Annotated in this window: 12 protein-coding genes, 1 tRNA gene and 1 other RNA gene; 2 read left to right on the top strand and 12 right to left on the bottom strand. The window is 36.4% G+C overall.

Features of this window, described 5'->3' with window-relative positions:
• Positions 1-83: 83 nt before the first annotated feature.
• The 12 genes from trmD to ACSBFT_RS06365 form a co-directional block, all read right to left on the bottom strand.
• Positions 84-767, bottom strand: a complete 684-nt coding sequence (trmD, locus tag ACSBFT_RS06420; RefSeq protein WP_463045769.1) for a tRNA (guanosine(37)-N1)-methyltransferase TrmD — start codon at positions 765-767, stop codon at positions 84-86.
• 14 nt (positions 768-781) lie between these two features.
• Entirely contained in the window at positions 782-1,312 is a 531-nt protein-coding gene (gene rimM, locus ACSBFT_RS06415; RefSeq protein WP_463045770.1) for a ribosome maturation factor RimM, read from the bottom strand.
• Between the two features lie 153 nt (positions 1,313-1,465).
• The gene (locus tag ACSBFT_RS06410; RefSeq protein ID WP_463045771.1) at positions 1,466-2,050 is read right to left on the bottom strand and encodes a 30S ribosomal protein S16; all 585 of its coding nucleotides are present in this window, start codon (positions 2,048-2,050) and stop codon (positions 1,466-1,468) included.
• A gap of 96 nt (positions 2,051-2,146) precedes the next feature.
• An RNA gene (gene rnpB / locus ACSBFT_RS06405) (RNase P RNA component class A) lies at positions 2,147-2,543 on the bottom strand.
• Positions 2,537-3,988, bottom strand: a complete 1,452-nt coding sequence (locus ACSBFT_RS06400) for a DUF4403 family protein (protein WP_489603963.1) — start codon at positions 3,986-3,988, stop codon at positions 2,537-2,539. The genes rnpB and ACSBFT_RS06400 overlap by 7 nt, the downstream gene beginning before the upstream one ends.
• Entirely contained in the window at positions 3,909-4,859 is a 951-nt protein-coding gene (locus ACSBFT_RS06395) for a Smr/MutS family protein (RefSeq protein ID WP_463045773.1), read from the bottom strand. Before ACSBFT_RS06395 ends, ACSBFT_RS06400 begins: the two co-directional genes overlap by 80 nt.
• 323 nt (positions 4,860-5,182) lie before the next feature.
• A complete protein-coding gene (locus ACSBFT_RS06390; protein WP_489603962.1) occupies positions 5,183-7,270 on the bottom strand; it encodes a vWA domain-containing protein in 2,088 nt (695 codons plus the stop codon).
• A gap of 13 nt (positions 7,271-7,283) precedes the next feature.
• Complete coding sequence (gene fabG / locus ACSBFT_RS06385; RefSeq protein WP_463045775.1) at positions 7,284-8,030, bottom strand: 3-oxoacyl-[acyl-carrier-protein] reductase; 747 nt, start codon at positions 8,028-8,030, stop codon at positions 7,284-7,286.
• Positions 8,027-8,710, bottom strand: coding sequence for a 16S rRNA (cytidine(1402)-2'-O)-methyltransferase (gene rsmI / locus ACSBFT_RS06380; RefSeq protein ID WP_463045776.1), 684 nt, complete (start codon positions 8,708-8,710; stop codon positions 8,027-8,029). The genes fabG and rsmI overlap by 4 nt, the downstream gene beginning before the upstream one ends.
• 442 nt (positions 8,711-9,152) lie before the next feature.
• The gene (locus tag ACSBFT_RS06375; protein WP_463045777.1) at positions 9,153-9,383 is read right to left on the bottom strand and encodes a 4a-hydroxytetrahydrobiopterin dehydratase; all 231 of its coding nucleotides are present in this window, start codon (positions 9,381-9,383) and stop codon (positions 9,153-9,155) included.
• Between the two features lie 77 nt (positions 9,384-9,460).
• Positions 9,461-9,545, bottom strand: a tRNA-Ser gene (locus tag ACSBFT_RS06370).
• 211 nt (positions 9,546-9,756) lie between these two features.
• Positions 9,757-12,588 (bottom strand): PD-(D/E)XK nuclease family protein, encoded by a 2,832-nt coding sequence (locus ACSBFT_RS06365; protein ID WP_489603961.1) that lies wholly within the window; start codon positions 12,586-12,588, stop codon positions 9,757-9,759.
• 154 nt (positions 12,589-12,742) lie between these two features.
• Here ACSBFT_RS06365 and ACSBFT_RS06360 point away from each other — a divergent pair, with 154 nt between their 5' ends.
• Both ACSBFT_RS06360 and purE read left to right on the top strand, forming a co-directional pair.
• A complete protein-coding gene (locus ACSBFT_RS06360) occupies positions 12,743-13,882 on the top strand; it encodes a 5-(carboxyamino)imidazole ribonucleotide synthase (protein WP_489603960.1) in 1,140 nt (379 codons plus the stop codon).
• Between the two features lie 17 nt (positions 13,883-13,899).
• Positions 13,900-14,382, top strand: a complete 483-nt coding sequence (purE, locus tag ACSBFT_RS06355) for a 5-(carboxyamino)imidazole ribonucleotide mutase (RefSeq protein WP_489603959.1) — start codon at positions 13,900-13,902, stop codon at positions 14,380-14,382.

Here is a 14,382-nt window from a genome sequence, read left to right as displayed (position 1 = left end):
GAGAAGAAGATTAAGTTTAATAGATTTTAAAAGTGAACTTTTCACTCTTTTATAAGTTCAAAAATAGCTTTTTTTAGCCTCTTTTACAATGTTTTCTTCCATAAATCTGGCCTCCTTTCCTTGGTGCGTTCCAGAGCTTTTTCGCTACGCCAGTCTTCTATTTTTTTGAAATTACCTGAAAGTAAAATTTCAGGAACCTTAAGTCCTTGAAAATCAGCAGGTCGAGTGTATACAGGAGGAGATAATAAGCCGTCTTGAAAGGAATCTGTAAGGGCCGAGGTTTCATCATTCATGGCTCCCGGAACGAGTCTAATAATGGCATCTGTAAGAACTGCGGCTGGTATCTCTCCCCCACTCAAAACATAATCTCCAATAGATATCTCTCTGGTAATGTATTTTTCTCTTACTCGCTCGTCGATTCCCTTATAATGTCCACAGATTATAAGCAAGTTTTCTGTCAAAGAAAACCTATTTGTGCTTTGCTGATTCAATAATTCACCGTCGGGAGTCATGTAAATGATTTCGTCATAAACACGTTCTTTTTTGTAGTGCTCAATGGCATTTACCAACGGTTCCATCATCATAACCATTCCTGCTCCACCACCAAAGGCGTAGTCATCAATTTGTCGGCTCTTGCCCACACCAAAATCCCTAAGGTCAATGATGTTAACTTCAACTGTTCCGGCATCCATGGCCCTTTTAACTATAGACTGAGAAAAAAAGCCTTCGAGCAGCCCAGGCAAGCAAGTAATAATATCAATTCTCATATAATGAGTTTCAATTAATTTTCAGTATAAATTTCAATCAGTCCCTCTGGCAGATTTACATTCAGGATATTATTATCTCGTTCGATGTCTTTTACAATATCGTCTGAAATAGGAATTAATATCTCAATTTCATTGAGATTAAAAGCAATTAAATCTTGTCCAGCACCTTCGTAAACCTTCGTGACTATACCGATAATTTCTCCCGTCTTTTCTTCCTTTAATTGATATCCTGGGAGTTCATGATAGTAAAAGGTTTTGGTATCAAGTTTTGGTAAATTATCAATAGGTAAGAAAACTTCACAGTTGATAATTCCTTCTGTTTCTTCTATGCTCTCAATATCTTCAAACTTGGCAATAGATTTTTTGCCTCTTATTTGAAGTTCTTCAAAAAAGTAAGGTACTAATTCGCCTTTAATGTCTAAAAAAACAGAATCCAGCTCTTTATATAGCTCTGGTTCATCTACATCCATCCATAATGTAACCTCGCCTTTTAAGCCGTGAGGTTTTGTTATTTTACCAAGAAAGTAACACTCTTCTTTCGTCATGATTCATTTGTTGAGTTCCATTTTTATGAATTTTCTAAACGCAAACATTCATAATGTTCAAAGGTATTGAATTGATGGAATATTATTAAAAGGCATTTAAACAAAAAAACCCCACTTTGAATAAAGTGAGGTTTTTTTAGAAACTATAATAAATTATTCTGCAGCAGGAGTCTCTTCAGTAGCATCTGCTTCTGGAGCAACTTCTTCAGTAGCATCTTGAACCACTGGCTGAGAAGCAGCTAACTTTAATGCAGCTTCTGCGTCAGCAGCAGCTATAAGAGCTTGTTCTGCTTCTACTTTCTTAGCTATTACACCTTCTTTTTTCTTAGTTTCAGCCGCTAATGCAGCTTTCTTGATGTCTGCTTTACTTAAAGCTAATTTAGAAATTCTTTCTTCTCTAGCTTTAGCTTTGTTATCTAACCAAGTTTGGTGCTTAGCATCTGCATCTTCTTGAGAGATAGCACCTTTAACCACTCCAACTTGAAGGTGTTTTTGGAACATCAAACCTTCAACAGATAAGATTTTTCTTGTCGTATCAGTAGGCAATGCTCCTACCATTAACCAATGTAAAGCTCTTTCGTTATTAAGAACTAAACCTGCAGGAGTTGAATTTGGATTGTATTGTCCTAATTTCTCGATGAACTTACCATCACGTGGTGCTCTTGCGTCTGCTACAACGATGTCGTAAATTGCTCTTTTCTTACGACCATGTCTAGCTAATCTGATTTTAACAGCCATTATTTAAATGTTTGTGAGGGAACCCGTCCCTCGGTTATTTTTGGACTGCAAAAGTACGTCTTTTTAAATACAAAGACTAAAACATTTTAAAATTAAAAAAGAAATAAGCCTATAAGCCGAATTCTGTATTCCAAATACATGGAACTCTTATCATTTATCTAGGATTTCAATCACTCGAAACCTCTATCGATTTACCCATCCTGACCACCCGTAGGTATTTCACCGAGCAAGTGAAAATTCAGAACTTATTTAATCTTTCAGCTCATGAGGTTTACATTGCCATTGACATCGCTGCCAATGCGGTGAGCCCTTACCTCACCTTTTCACCCTTACCTTTTATTACCCTAAAGAACAAATGGCGGTATATTTTCTGTTGCACCGGCTGTAAGCAAACGGTCACCCATTTACTCCCTACCCGTTAGGTAGCATGATGCTCTATGCTGTTCGGACTTTCCTCTCCCTTATTCTAGGCAGCGATAAGACAGCTTATTTCTTTGGCACAAAACTACTCAATTTTACTTCTAAATCTCCTTTTGCTTTCACAGTTGTCATTAATCCTTCCGCTTTTAAATAAACTTCGCCAGGAGTCAGTTCTTGTAATTTTCCTTTTAAGCTTATTCCACTTTTAAAATCTGAATTAAGAAAACCATCTATAGAGGATATGGCACCTTTAAAAATAGGATCTACAGGTAGTCCAAAATTGTTTTCTACTTGGCGTGTAAGGCTGCCTGACATCATCCAGGCTGCGGTTTTCATGAGTAAACTTTTCGTTTTTACGTCAAAATCTACATTTTTTAAGACTATTTCGCGTCTTTTTGTATCGTAGACAGGATCGCCCTTTAAAAAGATTACACCGTTTAAATCACCGCTGGTGTTGACTTGGATAATGACTTTGTTGTTTTCTCCACCATATATTTTCATGCCCATAATTTCAATTTCCTTCCCGCTTCCAAGAGCCATCTTTTGCCCCAGAAACATTCCTTTGGCTATTTTCTCAGCTTCACTGAAAGTAACCAAATTGTAGAGATGAATCTCAAAACCTTTGGGAAGATAGTTTGCAAATTTTATTGGGGGCAAATGTGTAGAAATTTTCACTGGAACATTTATTTTACCCACACTAGAATTAACGAAAGCCTTGATGGCTACAGAAGTTTTGATATTATAATTATCAAACTTCAATTCAGTCATTAAAATGTCTTGGGGAATGGCCCTCACCCATAAATTATACTCTGTAGAAATATTTACAGGTTCTTTAATGCTATTCCATATTTTTAATACCGGATTTATCAGATCTATTTCATCAGATATTTTATCGTCTATTAGTCTGGCAATACTGGTTTGATAATTATCAATGATGCCGCCTATAATGCTGGAGACAGGAATTGAAAAACCAGCAAAACTTAGTTTAGGCTGACTTACCCACTCGAAACCTTCGGCGTTCGTAACCGTTTTAAGTTTCCAATCGGAAGATATAAAAGGTTTAGAGGAAAAGTTCGCGACTATCTCAAACTCGGTAGAAGGTGTTTTGGTCATACCTAAAACCGTAACTTTTTTCTCAACCCATATTTTTAAAGGCACCTTAAATTCAAATACTCCCCCACCTCTGTGTTTAAATTTAAGATCGGTGTTTTTCCAGATTTTATATTTTAGATCGTCTTCATTGAAGGTTGTATCCGAATAAATCAAGCCCTTGAAGTTTTGATTTATTTGACGCTCAATCTCCCTGATATCAATGTTCAAAGGCACAGTGATATAAGAGACCTTATTGGTAAGGCTATCTAAACCTGCCGTGCTATAAGACTCCGAAGGGGCTTCTGCTGTATACTTTTTACTACAACTTAAAGAAGTTGCTAAAATGCTAAGGCTTAAAATGAACAAGTGTGGCACCGTAGCCAAACTTCTCTTTCTGAGCCTCTTTAAACCATTCCACATGATCATGCGATGCTAAATATTTATGAATGAAGTTTTTAAGATGTCCGTTTCCAACGCCGTGAATAAGAGTTAACTCCATCACGCTTCCGGCCACAGATGTATCTATTTCGTTTATGAAGTAACTCTTTTGCATGTCAAATATTACATCGGTGTTTTTAGTAGTAATACCAATTTTATCTGCATGCAGGTCTACCGTCTTGGTTTTATTGAACGCATAGATATCTACGAATGGGCTTTCTATTTTTTCCTTAGCTTGATTCATGTCCTCAGGCTTAGCGTCTAAGGATAAGGTTCTTAAAAATCCAGAACGTTCAGAAAAAGGAAATTCTATTTTGCTTTTGAATAGGTTTGCCGCCTTTAATTTAAACTCTATGGTTCGTAGCGGTTGATTGGGTTTATCTTTTTCAAAGAAAATCAAATCTATCTTCCACTTTGACCAAGAATCAAATTCCTCTTTCTTTAAATCCTCATATATCCTTGCTTCTGTTTCTGAAGGAGCTTGTCCAGAAACAAAATTTATAAAAGCTCCATTTTTAAAGACAGAAAGGACAAAAGAGACCTCTTTAGACGTTTCATTGATAAAATATGGTCTAAATAAATAATCGTTGATTTGATCAAAAGCCAGCGAAATTTGATTCTTAGCAATTTTCTTACTCTCTAAAATCTTATCTAAAGCCTCGGCAGACTTTTTACTTTCTGCTACGTTGAAATATTGTTTTTCCGCTTCTGAGATCCGGACCAATTCCGAAGCCATTGTAGGTAAATCAAACCCATCTGTAGTTTCAATATCAATAAAATCTCCTTTGACCTTTACAACCACACCCTCTTCTGAAGAACGGAGCATTCTTACCTTATCCCCTACTTTAAATATTGACATTCTTGCTTGTTCTTTAGTTTGTTTTAGGAAATCTATTTCTTAAAATGAACATCCTTGAAGATGCTCGATTTTTTCAAGTTGATTAAATTTTAAGCCCCGACCTTTTAAAAATTTATCCACCACTTGGCTACGTCTATTTGGCTTGACTTTAAAAGTATCGACTTCATCTTTTAACTTCCATATAAAACCCTTGCTTTGTTCCGCTAGTTCATTTGTTTGCTGGAACCGCCATCATTATCGGGTCTCCCCTTATTACGCCTACATTTAGATCTCGGCCATTTAGAACTCCTTATCAAGATTTCTTACAGAAACCTAATAATGGATTAGTAAGTACCAAAATACTTTCTGAAAGCCCATTCTAAGGAAGCCAATAATAGTAAAAGAGGTAATAACCATTTTAAATTAATGATTTCTCTCAGATCTTCGGTATTCACAAGTTTTGACGGGGCTTTGGCATCTTTAAGTTTTTGTGCTAATAAACCAAATTCATCTGAATGATAGAATTGCCCACCATTTTTGGAGGCGAGCGTTCTTAAAAAGTCAAAGTCAGCCGTGGTACTGAGGAATTCAAGGTCTTTATCTTTAATGACAAACTGTCCTGCACTGGATTGTGATTTTCCTAAGACTATTCCTTCTGCCTTATAATTATAAACACCCGGCTCTAAACTAGAAATTTCAAAAGTGTTGCTTTGCTCGCTCACTTCATAATTGAAAGTTTTAGCATAACCTCCTGGACCACTAATAGCGAGGTTAACCTTTACATTTTTAATTCTTTCATACAAATCGTCATAGGCTTCAGTAATAAAAACGACAGATTCATCTATGTCTATTTCATTTTGACTGGTATAGACCCTAAGTTTTTCTTTGTCTGCCTTTACAGAAATTAACTGTAATGACTTTAAGATGAAGTCGTCTACGGCTTCGTGGTTGTCGTTTATATAGTATTCTTCCATCCTCCACTGCCAAATACCCTCTGCAGAAAATACGGCTGCCTTTCTGTTGGCATTGGTGTTGACTGCTAGTAATGGTCTATCAGTAAGTACGCTACCCACTTTTTGGTAAAGTATGATATCAGAGCCAGGAAAGCTTCTGTATTCTCCAAATGGAACAATAACTGGAGGCAACTTGGCGATAATATTCCGTAAATTTTCTTCAGATATAAACCTTGCAAAAGAGGCATTATAAGCGGCTGTTACTTGGTCTGTTTTTCCTGCTTGACCAGCGATGCCCAAAACTTCTTGCATGCCATTAAAGCGACTAATGTCAGTTTGAGCACCTAAGACAAAGAATGTTGGTTTCATCTTGGCCAGCAACCTTGATGTTAAATCCACATATTCTGCCTTAGAGTCTGGCAGCTGATGTAAAATGAGAATATCAAAATTTTTGGCTAGAATGTCACTGGCTTTATCGGTTTGGACAATATCAACGTCCAATTCGAACAGGGGATTTTTTTCAATGATAGATTTCAAAGCCTTAATATCTGGATGCGGAGCCAATCCTACTAAAAGGATCTTTTCTTTTCCATCTACCACATCTATCACTAAATCTCTGTAATTGTTTCTTGTATTGCTCTCTCCTTCTAAGGGTAAAAGCAGGATGGTGTATCTTTGCTTCCCAATATCCTTAGCGTTTAATTGAAAAGAGATGGTTTTGAAGTCGTCGTCAGAATTAAATGCTACTATTTTTCTTTCTATAACCTCGTCTTCTCTCTTAATTAAAACTGTGGTTTGCTTTCCATTATAAAGCTTAGCCAGAATATCTACTTGTACAGGAAATGAGTTTCCTAGATAGGCTAGTTTATTAGCTGTTAACCCTTTAATAGATAAATCTCTCTTAATGGTACTGTCGCCCAAACCTATCGTTTCAATCTCAAAAGGAAATGGTCGAAGAAGTGGAGAAAGACCGGAATTGGCAATTCCATCAGATATCAACACTACTTTTTTGAGGTTTTCACCACTGAATTCTTCATTCAGATTTCTAAAAAACGAGCCAAAGTCTGTTTTCTTCGACTTAAAAGTAAGAGAATCTATAGCATTGAAAGACTTTTCCGTATTTAACAAACGTATTTCAGTTTGATAATCAGAATCTGTCAATTCATTATAAAAAGCTTCTAAATTTCTTTTAAGTGTTGCTATTCCATCTTTTCCAAGCTCAGAAATGGAGCCAGAATCATCTATTCCTATAACCAAAATAGGTTTAAGTGTTCTGACGGTGTTGGATCTTAAAAGAGGGTTTAACAGTAAAAAACAGACTAAGGCTACTATGATGGCTCGTACTCCAGCTAGGATGGCATTATTTCTTTTATTCAGCGTAGTTTTTTTTGAATATAGCAGCCAAGCATAAGCTATACCAATAACTATACACCATAAAACAAGCCAAGAAGAGTTCTGAAAAACGAGTTTAGAATTCATTAATTATTATTAATTACATCACCATTCCACCGTCCACCACCAAGGTTTGACCCGTAATGTAAGTAGACATATCAGAACCTAAGAATACGCAGGCATTAGCGATGTCGGTGCCTTGGCCAGCTCTTTTTAATGGAATTCCTGATAGCCATGTTTTCAAACTATCTTCATCTAAAGCATGTGTCATTTCTGTTTCGATAAAACCAGGGGCAATGGCATTGCATCTTATACCTCTAGAGCCTAGCTCCTTAGCTACCGATTTAGTCAATCCAAGGATACCTGCTTTAGAAGCAGAGTAGTTTACTTGACCTGCATTTCCTGTAAGACCTACAACGGAAGTCATATTTATGATAGAACCACTTCTGGCTTTAAGCATAGGTCTGGTAATGGCTTTGGTTAAATTGAAAATAGATTTCAGATTAACTCTGATAACCTCATCCCAATTGTCCTCACTCATTCTCATAAGCAGGTTATCTCTGGTGATTCCTGCATTATTTATTAAAATATCTACTTTACCAAAATCCTCTAACACATTCTTAATAAGCTCTTCAGCTGCATTGAAATCTGAGGCGTCAGATTGGTATCCTTTAACTTTTATGCCTTCAGCGGCTAGTTCTTTTTCTAAAGCTTCACCCTTTTCTACACTAGATAGGTATGTAAAAGCAATGTCTGCACCTTGTTTCACAAATTCTCTTGCAATGCTATTTCCGATTCCGCGTGAAGCACCAGTTATAAGGGCTACTTTTCCTTTTAATAAACTCATTTAGATTTTTTTCTATTAGTTCCGTCTATAATAATAACTATCTCTCCTTTTATGGAGCGTTCAGCAAAATTAGCAAGAATTTCGGATAAAGTGCCACGCACATTCTCTTCATGAATCTTGGTCAATTCTCTTGATACGCAAGCTCTTCTGTCAGAGCCAAATAACTCAATAAATTCCGCTAGAGCTTTTAGCAGCCTATGTGGAGATTCATAAAATATCATGGTTCTGGTTTCCTCCTGAAGACTTTCTAGTTTAGTTTTTCTTCCTTTTTTTGGCGGTAAAAAACCTTCAAAAACAAAGGAATCTGAGGGCAAACCAGAATTAACAAGAGCGGGCACAAAAGCCGTAGCTCCAGGTAAACATTCTACATCAACCTCATTTTCAATACATTCTCTAACCAGCAAGAAACCAGGGTCCGAAATGGCCGGAGTGCCGGCATCAGAAACCAATGATATCACACTGCCGCTTTTAAGCATTTCAATGATATTTTTCAATTGCTTATGCTCATTAAAGATATGGAAGCTTCGCATTGGTTTCTTAATTTCCAAATGCTTCAAAAGTATGCCTGTTTTTCTGGTATCTTCCGCCAAAATCAAATCAGAACCTTCTAATACTTTAATGGCTCTTAAGGTTATGTCATCCAAATTTCCGATAGGTGTCGGTACTATTTTCAAAGACATATTCTTGTTTTTTTCAAATTATCTAAAATATTTTAAGCGATTTTATCAAAAAAACGCTTTTAGGCAGAGTTTTTGGTGAATCGATGTTATAACTAATCTCAATTTATAAAAGCCATGATAATAATTACTTTAACCACTGTTGCATTGATTCTTATACTTTTATCTAAAATTCAAGAAGAGGATGTGTTAAAGGCTCCGAAGAGCTACGTAACAAAATTAAGAAGCCGTCCGAGATCAACAAACTATTAGTGTTTATCAGGGCATAATTGTGGATAAAGATGATTTAGTTCCTGCTACTTGATTTAGAATAAGTCAAAATTTAGCATAACAGCCTATTAAACTTTAAAAAGCATGATTATAGTCGCTCGTTGCTTAGCTTTTAAAAGAAGCTTTTTTTCAGGGAGGATATAAACATTAAATTCTCTTTATCAACAATTTACCGCTAAAGCAACTTGTCAATGGCCTCGGCAAGTTTTCTGTCCTTTTCCGTTACAGTATTACCTTCGCTATGCGTTGATAGTTTTATTTCCACCTTATTCCATTCGTTATTCCATGACGGATGATGATTTTGCTTTTCTGCCAAAAGTGCTACTCTTGACATGAAGGCAAATGCCTCACTGAAGTCTTTAAATGTGAATGTTCTGCTGAGTGTATCATTTTTCTCTTCCCACATAATATTTTTTTTCTAAAGTTAGAATAAAAATTGGACAAGAAAAAAGCCTTCCCAGTTTCCTGAGAAGGCTTTTTCAGCAGAGGGAGAGGGATTCGAACCCCCGGACCTGTAACAGTCAATAGTTTTCAAGACTACCGCATTCGACCGCTCTGCCATCCCTCTGTTTTAACTTTGAATGTTCGTGTTATTCAAAATCGAGGTGCAAAGGTATTCTACTTATTTGAATTGTCAAGGCTTTGACTAAAGTTTTTTCATGTTTTTTTCTGCTGTTATTCTTCTAAGTTTTCATGCTTAATTATAAAGGCATGATTACGAATTAGTTGCACAATATCGCTCTTGATATTTAGAAAGTGGATGGCTCAAAAAAAAACTATTATCTGTTACAAATGGTTTTGAAAGAACAGTATTCACAGTTTTTTAAGTCTTCTGTTTGACTAAAAGGAATGTCTATATCTAGTATTTCTTTCACCAATGTATCTAGAGCTTCCTCGGTTTGGCTTAGGAGTTCTTCCTTACCAAAAGATTCTTGCTGTAAGAACTCCGATAGGTCTCTGAAAGAATACATTCCCGAAATGACCTCGGCATGCTCTGGAACGACAAAGCCTTTTACTTCACCAAAACTAAATATATGATTATAAATGAGGTATTTGTAAATAATTAACTGCCTGAATTTGGCTTTATTGGCATTAGAAAATGTTTCTAGGAAATTTGATCTGCTAGAAATATTTAAATCACTGGAGCTTACTTGACCCGTTTTAAAGTCAATCAAGTACAAAGCATTTTCGGTAAACTCAATGCTGTCAATAAGTCCCGCTATTTTGTATTCAATTTTCTCTTCACCAAGAAAGGTGTAAAGCTCTTTGAAAAATTTATCTTCCACAGACACTATTTGCCTTTCTTTACCATCAAAAATGCATTTTTCGTAATACTGCTTTAAAAGCTTTTCAGCCATTTTCCTATAAATAAGGTTAATGCCTCTATCTACCTGATAACCTTCAAAGTGCTCTTGAAAAACGCGATCTAAAACCCACGGAATGGCGGCTAAAACATTGGGCTGTGTTTCTGGTTTTATGGCCATTTGTAAGCCTATAGTTTCTTTGGATACTATTTCAATGCTTTCGTGAATCCAGTTACCAAAAACATCCGCTCCAAAGGTTTCCTCAATTTCATCAGCCTCTTTTAAGCCTAGAATTTTGGAATAATAAAATTGTAAGGTACAATTATAGTATTGGGAAATAGAGGAAGCAGACAAGCCCCTATTTTTCAAATAAGTCTTGATTTTTTCTTTAAGCTCTGGTTCTTTAAAGATGACAATTTCATCTAATTTCCGGTCTAAACTTTCTTTCGGGAAATCAATGAGCTTTTCTTCTATTTTGATCAGAGGGTTTTCTTTGGCAAGTCCATTAATAAGCTGAAGTACAAAACGGCTGGCGTCTTTACTCCCTCCTATTCCCGTAGATTTGGCATTGGTAAAAATGATATCGACTTTCTTTGCTCTCATCAGCAAACGATAAAAGTGATAGGCCATAATGGAATCTTGGTCAGAAAACACAGGAATACCATAGGCCCTGCAGGCTTCAAAAGGTATAAGAGAATTATTCTTGTTTGACGATGGGATAACCCCTTCATTGAAGGAGAAAAGCACCACATGTTCAAAATCCAAACATCGGGTTTCGAGCAAACTCATGATTTGTAAAGGAGCAATAGGCTCCCCAGTAAAAGGTACTCTTTCGAGTTTAGATAGCTCTTTGAAAAGTAACTTTATGGCAAGTAGGCTGAGTTGTGAATGTTTTCCCAATTCATCTTGAATCCTATTTAAAACAGAATAAAACAACATAAAGAACTCCTTCTCCATACTGTCTAAATCTTCGAATATTTGCTCTCTTAAAATCTCTGTTACCGTTTTTAAGGCTCTGACTGCTTTAGCGGCGTCGCCATTCCAAGAGGTGAAAAGTGGCACAAGTAGTGCTTCGTTAGGTATAAAATCTGTCATTTCTCGCTCAGAAATGAAGACCTTGTTTTTGAGAATTATATCTTGTTTTTTAAATGTGAAAGGTTGCTCTGATTCGTAAACTTTTACTTCATATTTTTTAAGAAGTGGATCGGTTAAGATCTTTTGAACGAAAGCGTGGCTATAGCGTGTCCCTTGTTGATTTTTTAAAGAGCCTATACCTTGTAGTTCAAATATGGTGCTGATAAGCGACGACAGTTTAGACTGGGCCATTCCTAAACCCATCGTAATGTTATAATCTTCTACCTCCTGTCCTAAAGAGAATAATAGAGGCTGAATGAGGTTTTCATCAGGCACTACAAAAACGGTATTGTCTTTGGTTAAAAACTGTGCTCCTACTTTGGTTTGTAAGGAGTTAAATGGACTTTCATAAATGTTAACTTCTTTCTCAGATGTGGATAAGAGGGTTTTGGGTTCGTTCCACTCTCCAAATAAATGTGTCTTTCTATATCTTCTTAAAACATCTCCGGCTTGATGGTTGGTATTCATAAACCATGTGTCGGTATCCCAAAGGCAAGTGGCTGTTTTAGCTTTTACTAAAGTGCTTATAATTTTCTCCTCAGATTTACTAAGAGCATTTAATCCTATGAAATAGAAGTGCTTATAAGTCATATCTTCCAACACTATTTGTTCCAGATCTTCAGCGAGTAAGCGATACGCCATCCCTCTATATGCTTTGTTTGCATCTCCTAGCTGCTTCCTAAACTCGAAATAAACCTTGGATAGGTTTTCGTATAAATCGAAATAGGAATGTGTGTGTGCTGTTGACTCAATGGTTTTATGGCTATCTGGCTCCCATCTTTTTAAAGCCTCGGCTTCACTCATGTAGTTAAACAAGGCTTTAGGGTCTTCTACTAAGTATTGATCAATTAAATCGAAATCTTTAAGAACCGTAGGAGACCAAGAAATAAAATCTTCGAAATTTATAGCCTTGTCAATTTTCTTATAACATTCATAAAGATCAAAAATTAAGGATACCTGATCCGAAATCTGGAGACCAGAGAGCTTACAAACGAAATCGTCGATAGCAAAAACCTCTGGGGAGACGAAAGGGATTTCTGATAATTCAGAAAGCTCCTTCTTAAAGAAAAAGGAAGCCCTCCTACTCGGTAATACGACGCATACATCTCTTAGTTCTTTTAAGGAATGTTTTCCAAAAACTGTTGAAGCGGCGTCTGCTAAAAAAGTTGTCATTGATTTCAATTGATTATTATCGAAGATAGCGGATTTAATATTTTAATCCTTTTAGGATTTCAAAGATGGGTTAAGAATCATTTTTATGGAACAAAACCTAAGTTTATAATTCAAATTCTATCATCCTTTATATTTTTGCATCAAAATAGGAATTATGGCATACCGTTCGGAAATAAAAGTTGGGATATTAGGTGGTGGACAGTTGGGCAGAATGCTCATCCAGTCGGCTATAGATTTTGACATAAAAATCAAAACTTTAGATCCGGATAAAAACGCTCCTTGTAAGGCCATTTCTCATGTTTTTGTTCATGGAGATTTTAAAGATTATGAAACGGTTTTGGCTTTTGGTCAAGATTGTGATGTCATCACGATTGAAATTGAAAATGTCAATCTAGAAGCCTTGGAAGAATTGGAAAATCTAGGCAAAAAAGTTTTCCCTCAACCAAGTATTCTTAGAAAAATTAAGAATAAAAGAGTTCAGAAACAGTTTTTTAAAGATAATAACCTTCCTACTGCTGATTTTAAATTGACAGATAACCCTACAGCGGTTAAAAACGCTGGCTGGAAACTACCATTTGTTAATAAAGTAGGTGAAGGCGGTTATGACGGAAAGGGCGTTCAGATCATAAAAACGGAAGGGGATTATAACAAATCCTTTACCGAGCCCTCTTTAATAGAGGAATTGGTTGATTTTGAAAAAGAACTAGCCGTGGTGGTGGCAAGGTCAGAAAACGGTGAGGTAAAATGTTTTCCTGTAGTGGAAATGGTTTTTCACCCAGAGGCCAATTTGGTTGAGTATTTATTCTCTCCTGCTCACATAAATGAAGAAGTTACGGCTAAGGCATTTGATTTGGCGGAAAGAACAGTGAATTGTTTCGGAATCGTGGGTTTGTTGGCTGTAGAGATGTTTTTAACAAAAGATGGCGAGATACTTATTAACGAAGTGGCACCAAGACCTCATAATAGCGGTCACCATACCATAAAAGCTAACCTAGTTTCACAGTTTGAACAGCATTTGAGAGCAATTCTTAATTTACCATTGGGAGACACCGAGCAGATAGCTCCAGCTGCTATGGTTAATATTCTGGGTGCAGAAGGATATGAAGGAATGGCAATTTATGAAGGCATGGAAAAGTTGCTTTCAGAAGAAGGTATACATCCTTTTTTATATGGAAAGGCCATCACTAAGCCTTTCAGAAAAATGGGACATGTGACTGTGATAGAAAAGGATTTTGATAAATTGATAGAAAAGGTGAATTTTGTAAAAAAGAGCTTAGTCGTAAAAGCAGATTAAGTTTAAAACCACAGTAAATGATAGGAATCATAATGGGTTCTAGCTCGGACCTGAAAGTAATGCAGGGAGCTATAGATATTTTAGAAGAATTTGGAATTCCTTGCGACATAGATGTGGTTTCTGCACATAGAACACCGCAAAAAATGATCAGCTATGCCGAAAATGCCAGAAAAAATGGTCTTAAGGTGATTATTGCTGGTGCTGGCGGAGCGGCACATTTACCGGGAATGGTGGCTTCTTGTACCTCTTTACCCGTTATAGGTGTACCTGTAAAGTCTAGTAATTCAATAGATGGGTGGGATTCTATTTTGTCTATATTACAAATGCCAAATGGGGTACCTGTAGCCACTGTGGCTCTTAACGCCAGTCAAAATGCGGGCCTGTTGGCTATTCAAATATTAGGCACTTCAGATGCCAATATTGCGGAGCAGTTAGATATTTATAAGGAAAAATTAAAAGAAAAAGTGGCTAAAATGAGCCACGATGTACGTGCTAAATAA

The sequence above is a fragment of the Arcticibacterium sp. SM2516 genome (genome assembly GCF_057914865.1).
Note: the sequence above shows the minus strand (reverse complement) of the source record. Positions and strands in the feature narration are given on the sequence as shown.

Bases quoted from the DNA above. Each gene is read 5' to 3' on its own strand.
- ACSBFT_RS06410 (WP_463045771.1), bottom strand. From the start codon at position 2,050: ATGGCTGTTAAAATCAGATTAGCTAGACATGGTCGTAAGAAAAGAGCA.
- trmD (WP_463045769.1), bottom strand. From the start codon at position 767: ATGAGAATTGATATTATTACTTGCTTGCCTGGGCTGCTCGAAGGCTTT.
- ACSBFT_RS06400 (WP_489603963.1), bottom strand. From the start codon at position 3,988: ATGATCATGTGGAATGGTTTAAAGAGGCTCAGAAAGAGAAGTTTGGCT.
- ACSBFT_RS06395 (WP_463045773.1), bottom strand. From the start codon at position 4,859: ATGTCAATATTTAAAGTAGGGGATAAGGTAAGAATGCTCCGTTCTTCA.
- ACSBFT_RS06360 (WP_489603960.1), top strand. From the start codon at position 12,743: ATGGCATACCGTTCGGAAATAAAAGTTGGGATATTAGGTGGTGGACAG.
- purE (WP_489603959.1), top strand. From the start codon at position 13,900: ATGATAGGAATCATAATGGGTTCTAGCTCGGACCTGAAAGTAATGCAG.
- rimM (WP_463045770.1), bottom strand. From the start codon at position 1,312: ATGACGAAAGAAGAGTGTTACTTTCTTGGTAAAATAACAAAACCTCAC.
- ACSBFT_RS06375 (WP_463045777.1), bottom strand. From the start codon at position 9,383: ATGTGGGAAGAGAAAAATGATACACTCAGCAGAACATTCACATTTAAA.
- ACSBFT_RS06365 (WP_489603961.1), bottom strand. From the start codon at position 12,588: ATGACAACTTTTTTAGCAGACGCCGCTTCAACAGTTTTTGGAAAACAT.
- fabG (WP_463045775.1), bottom strand. From the start codon at position 8,030: ATGAGTTTATTAAAAGGAAAAGTAGCCCTTATAACTGGTGCTTCACGC.
- ACSBFT_RS06390 (WP_489603962.1), bottom strand. From the start codon at position 7,270: ATGAATTCTAAACTCGTTTTTCAGAACTCTTCTTGGCTTGTTTTATGG.
- rsmI (WP_463045776.1), bottom strand. From the start codon at position 8,710: ATGTCTTTGAAAATAGTACCGACACCTATCGGAAATTTGGATGACATA.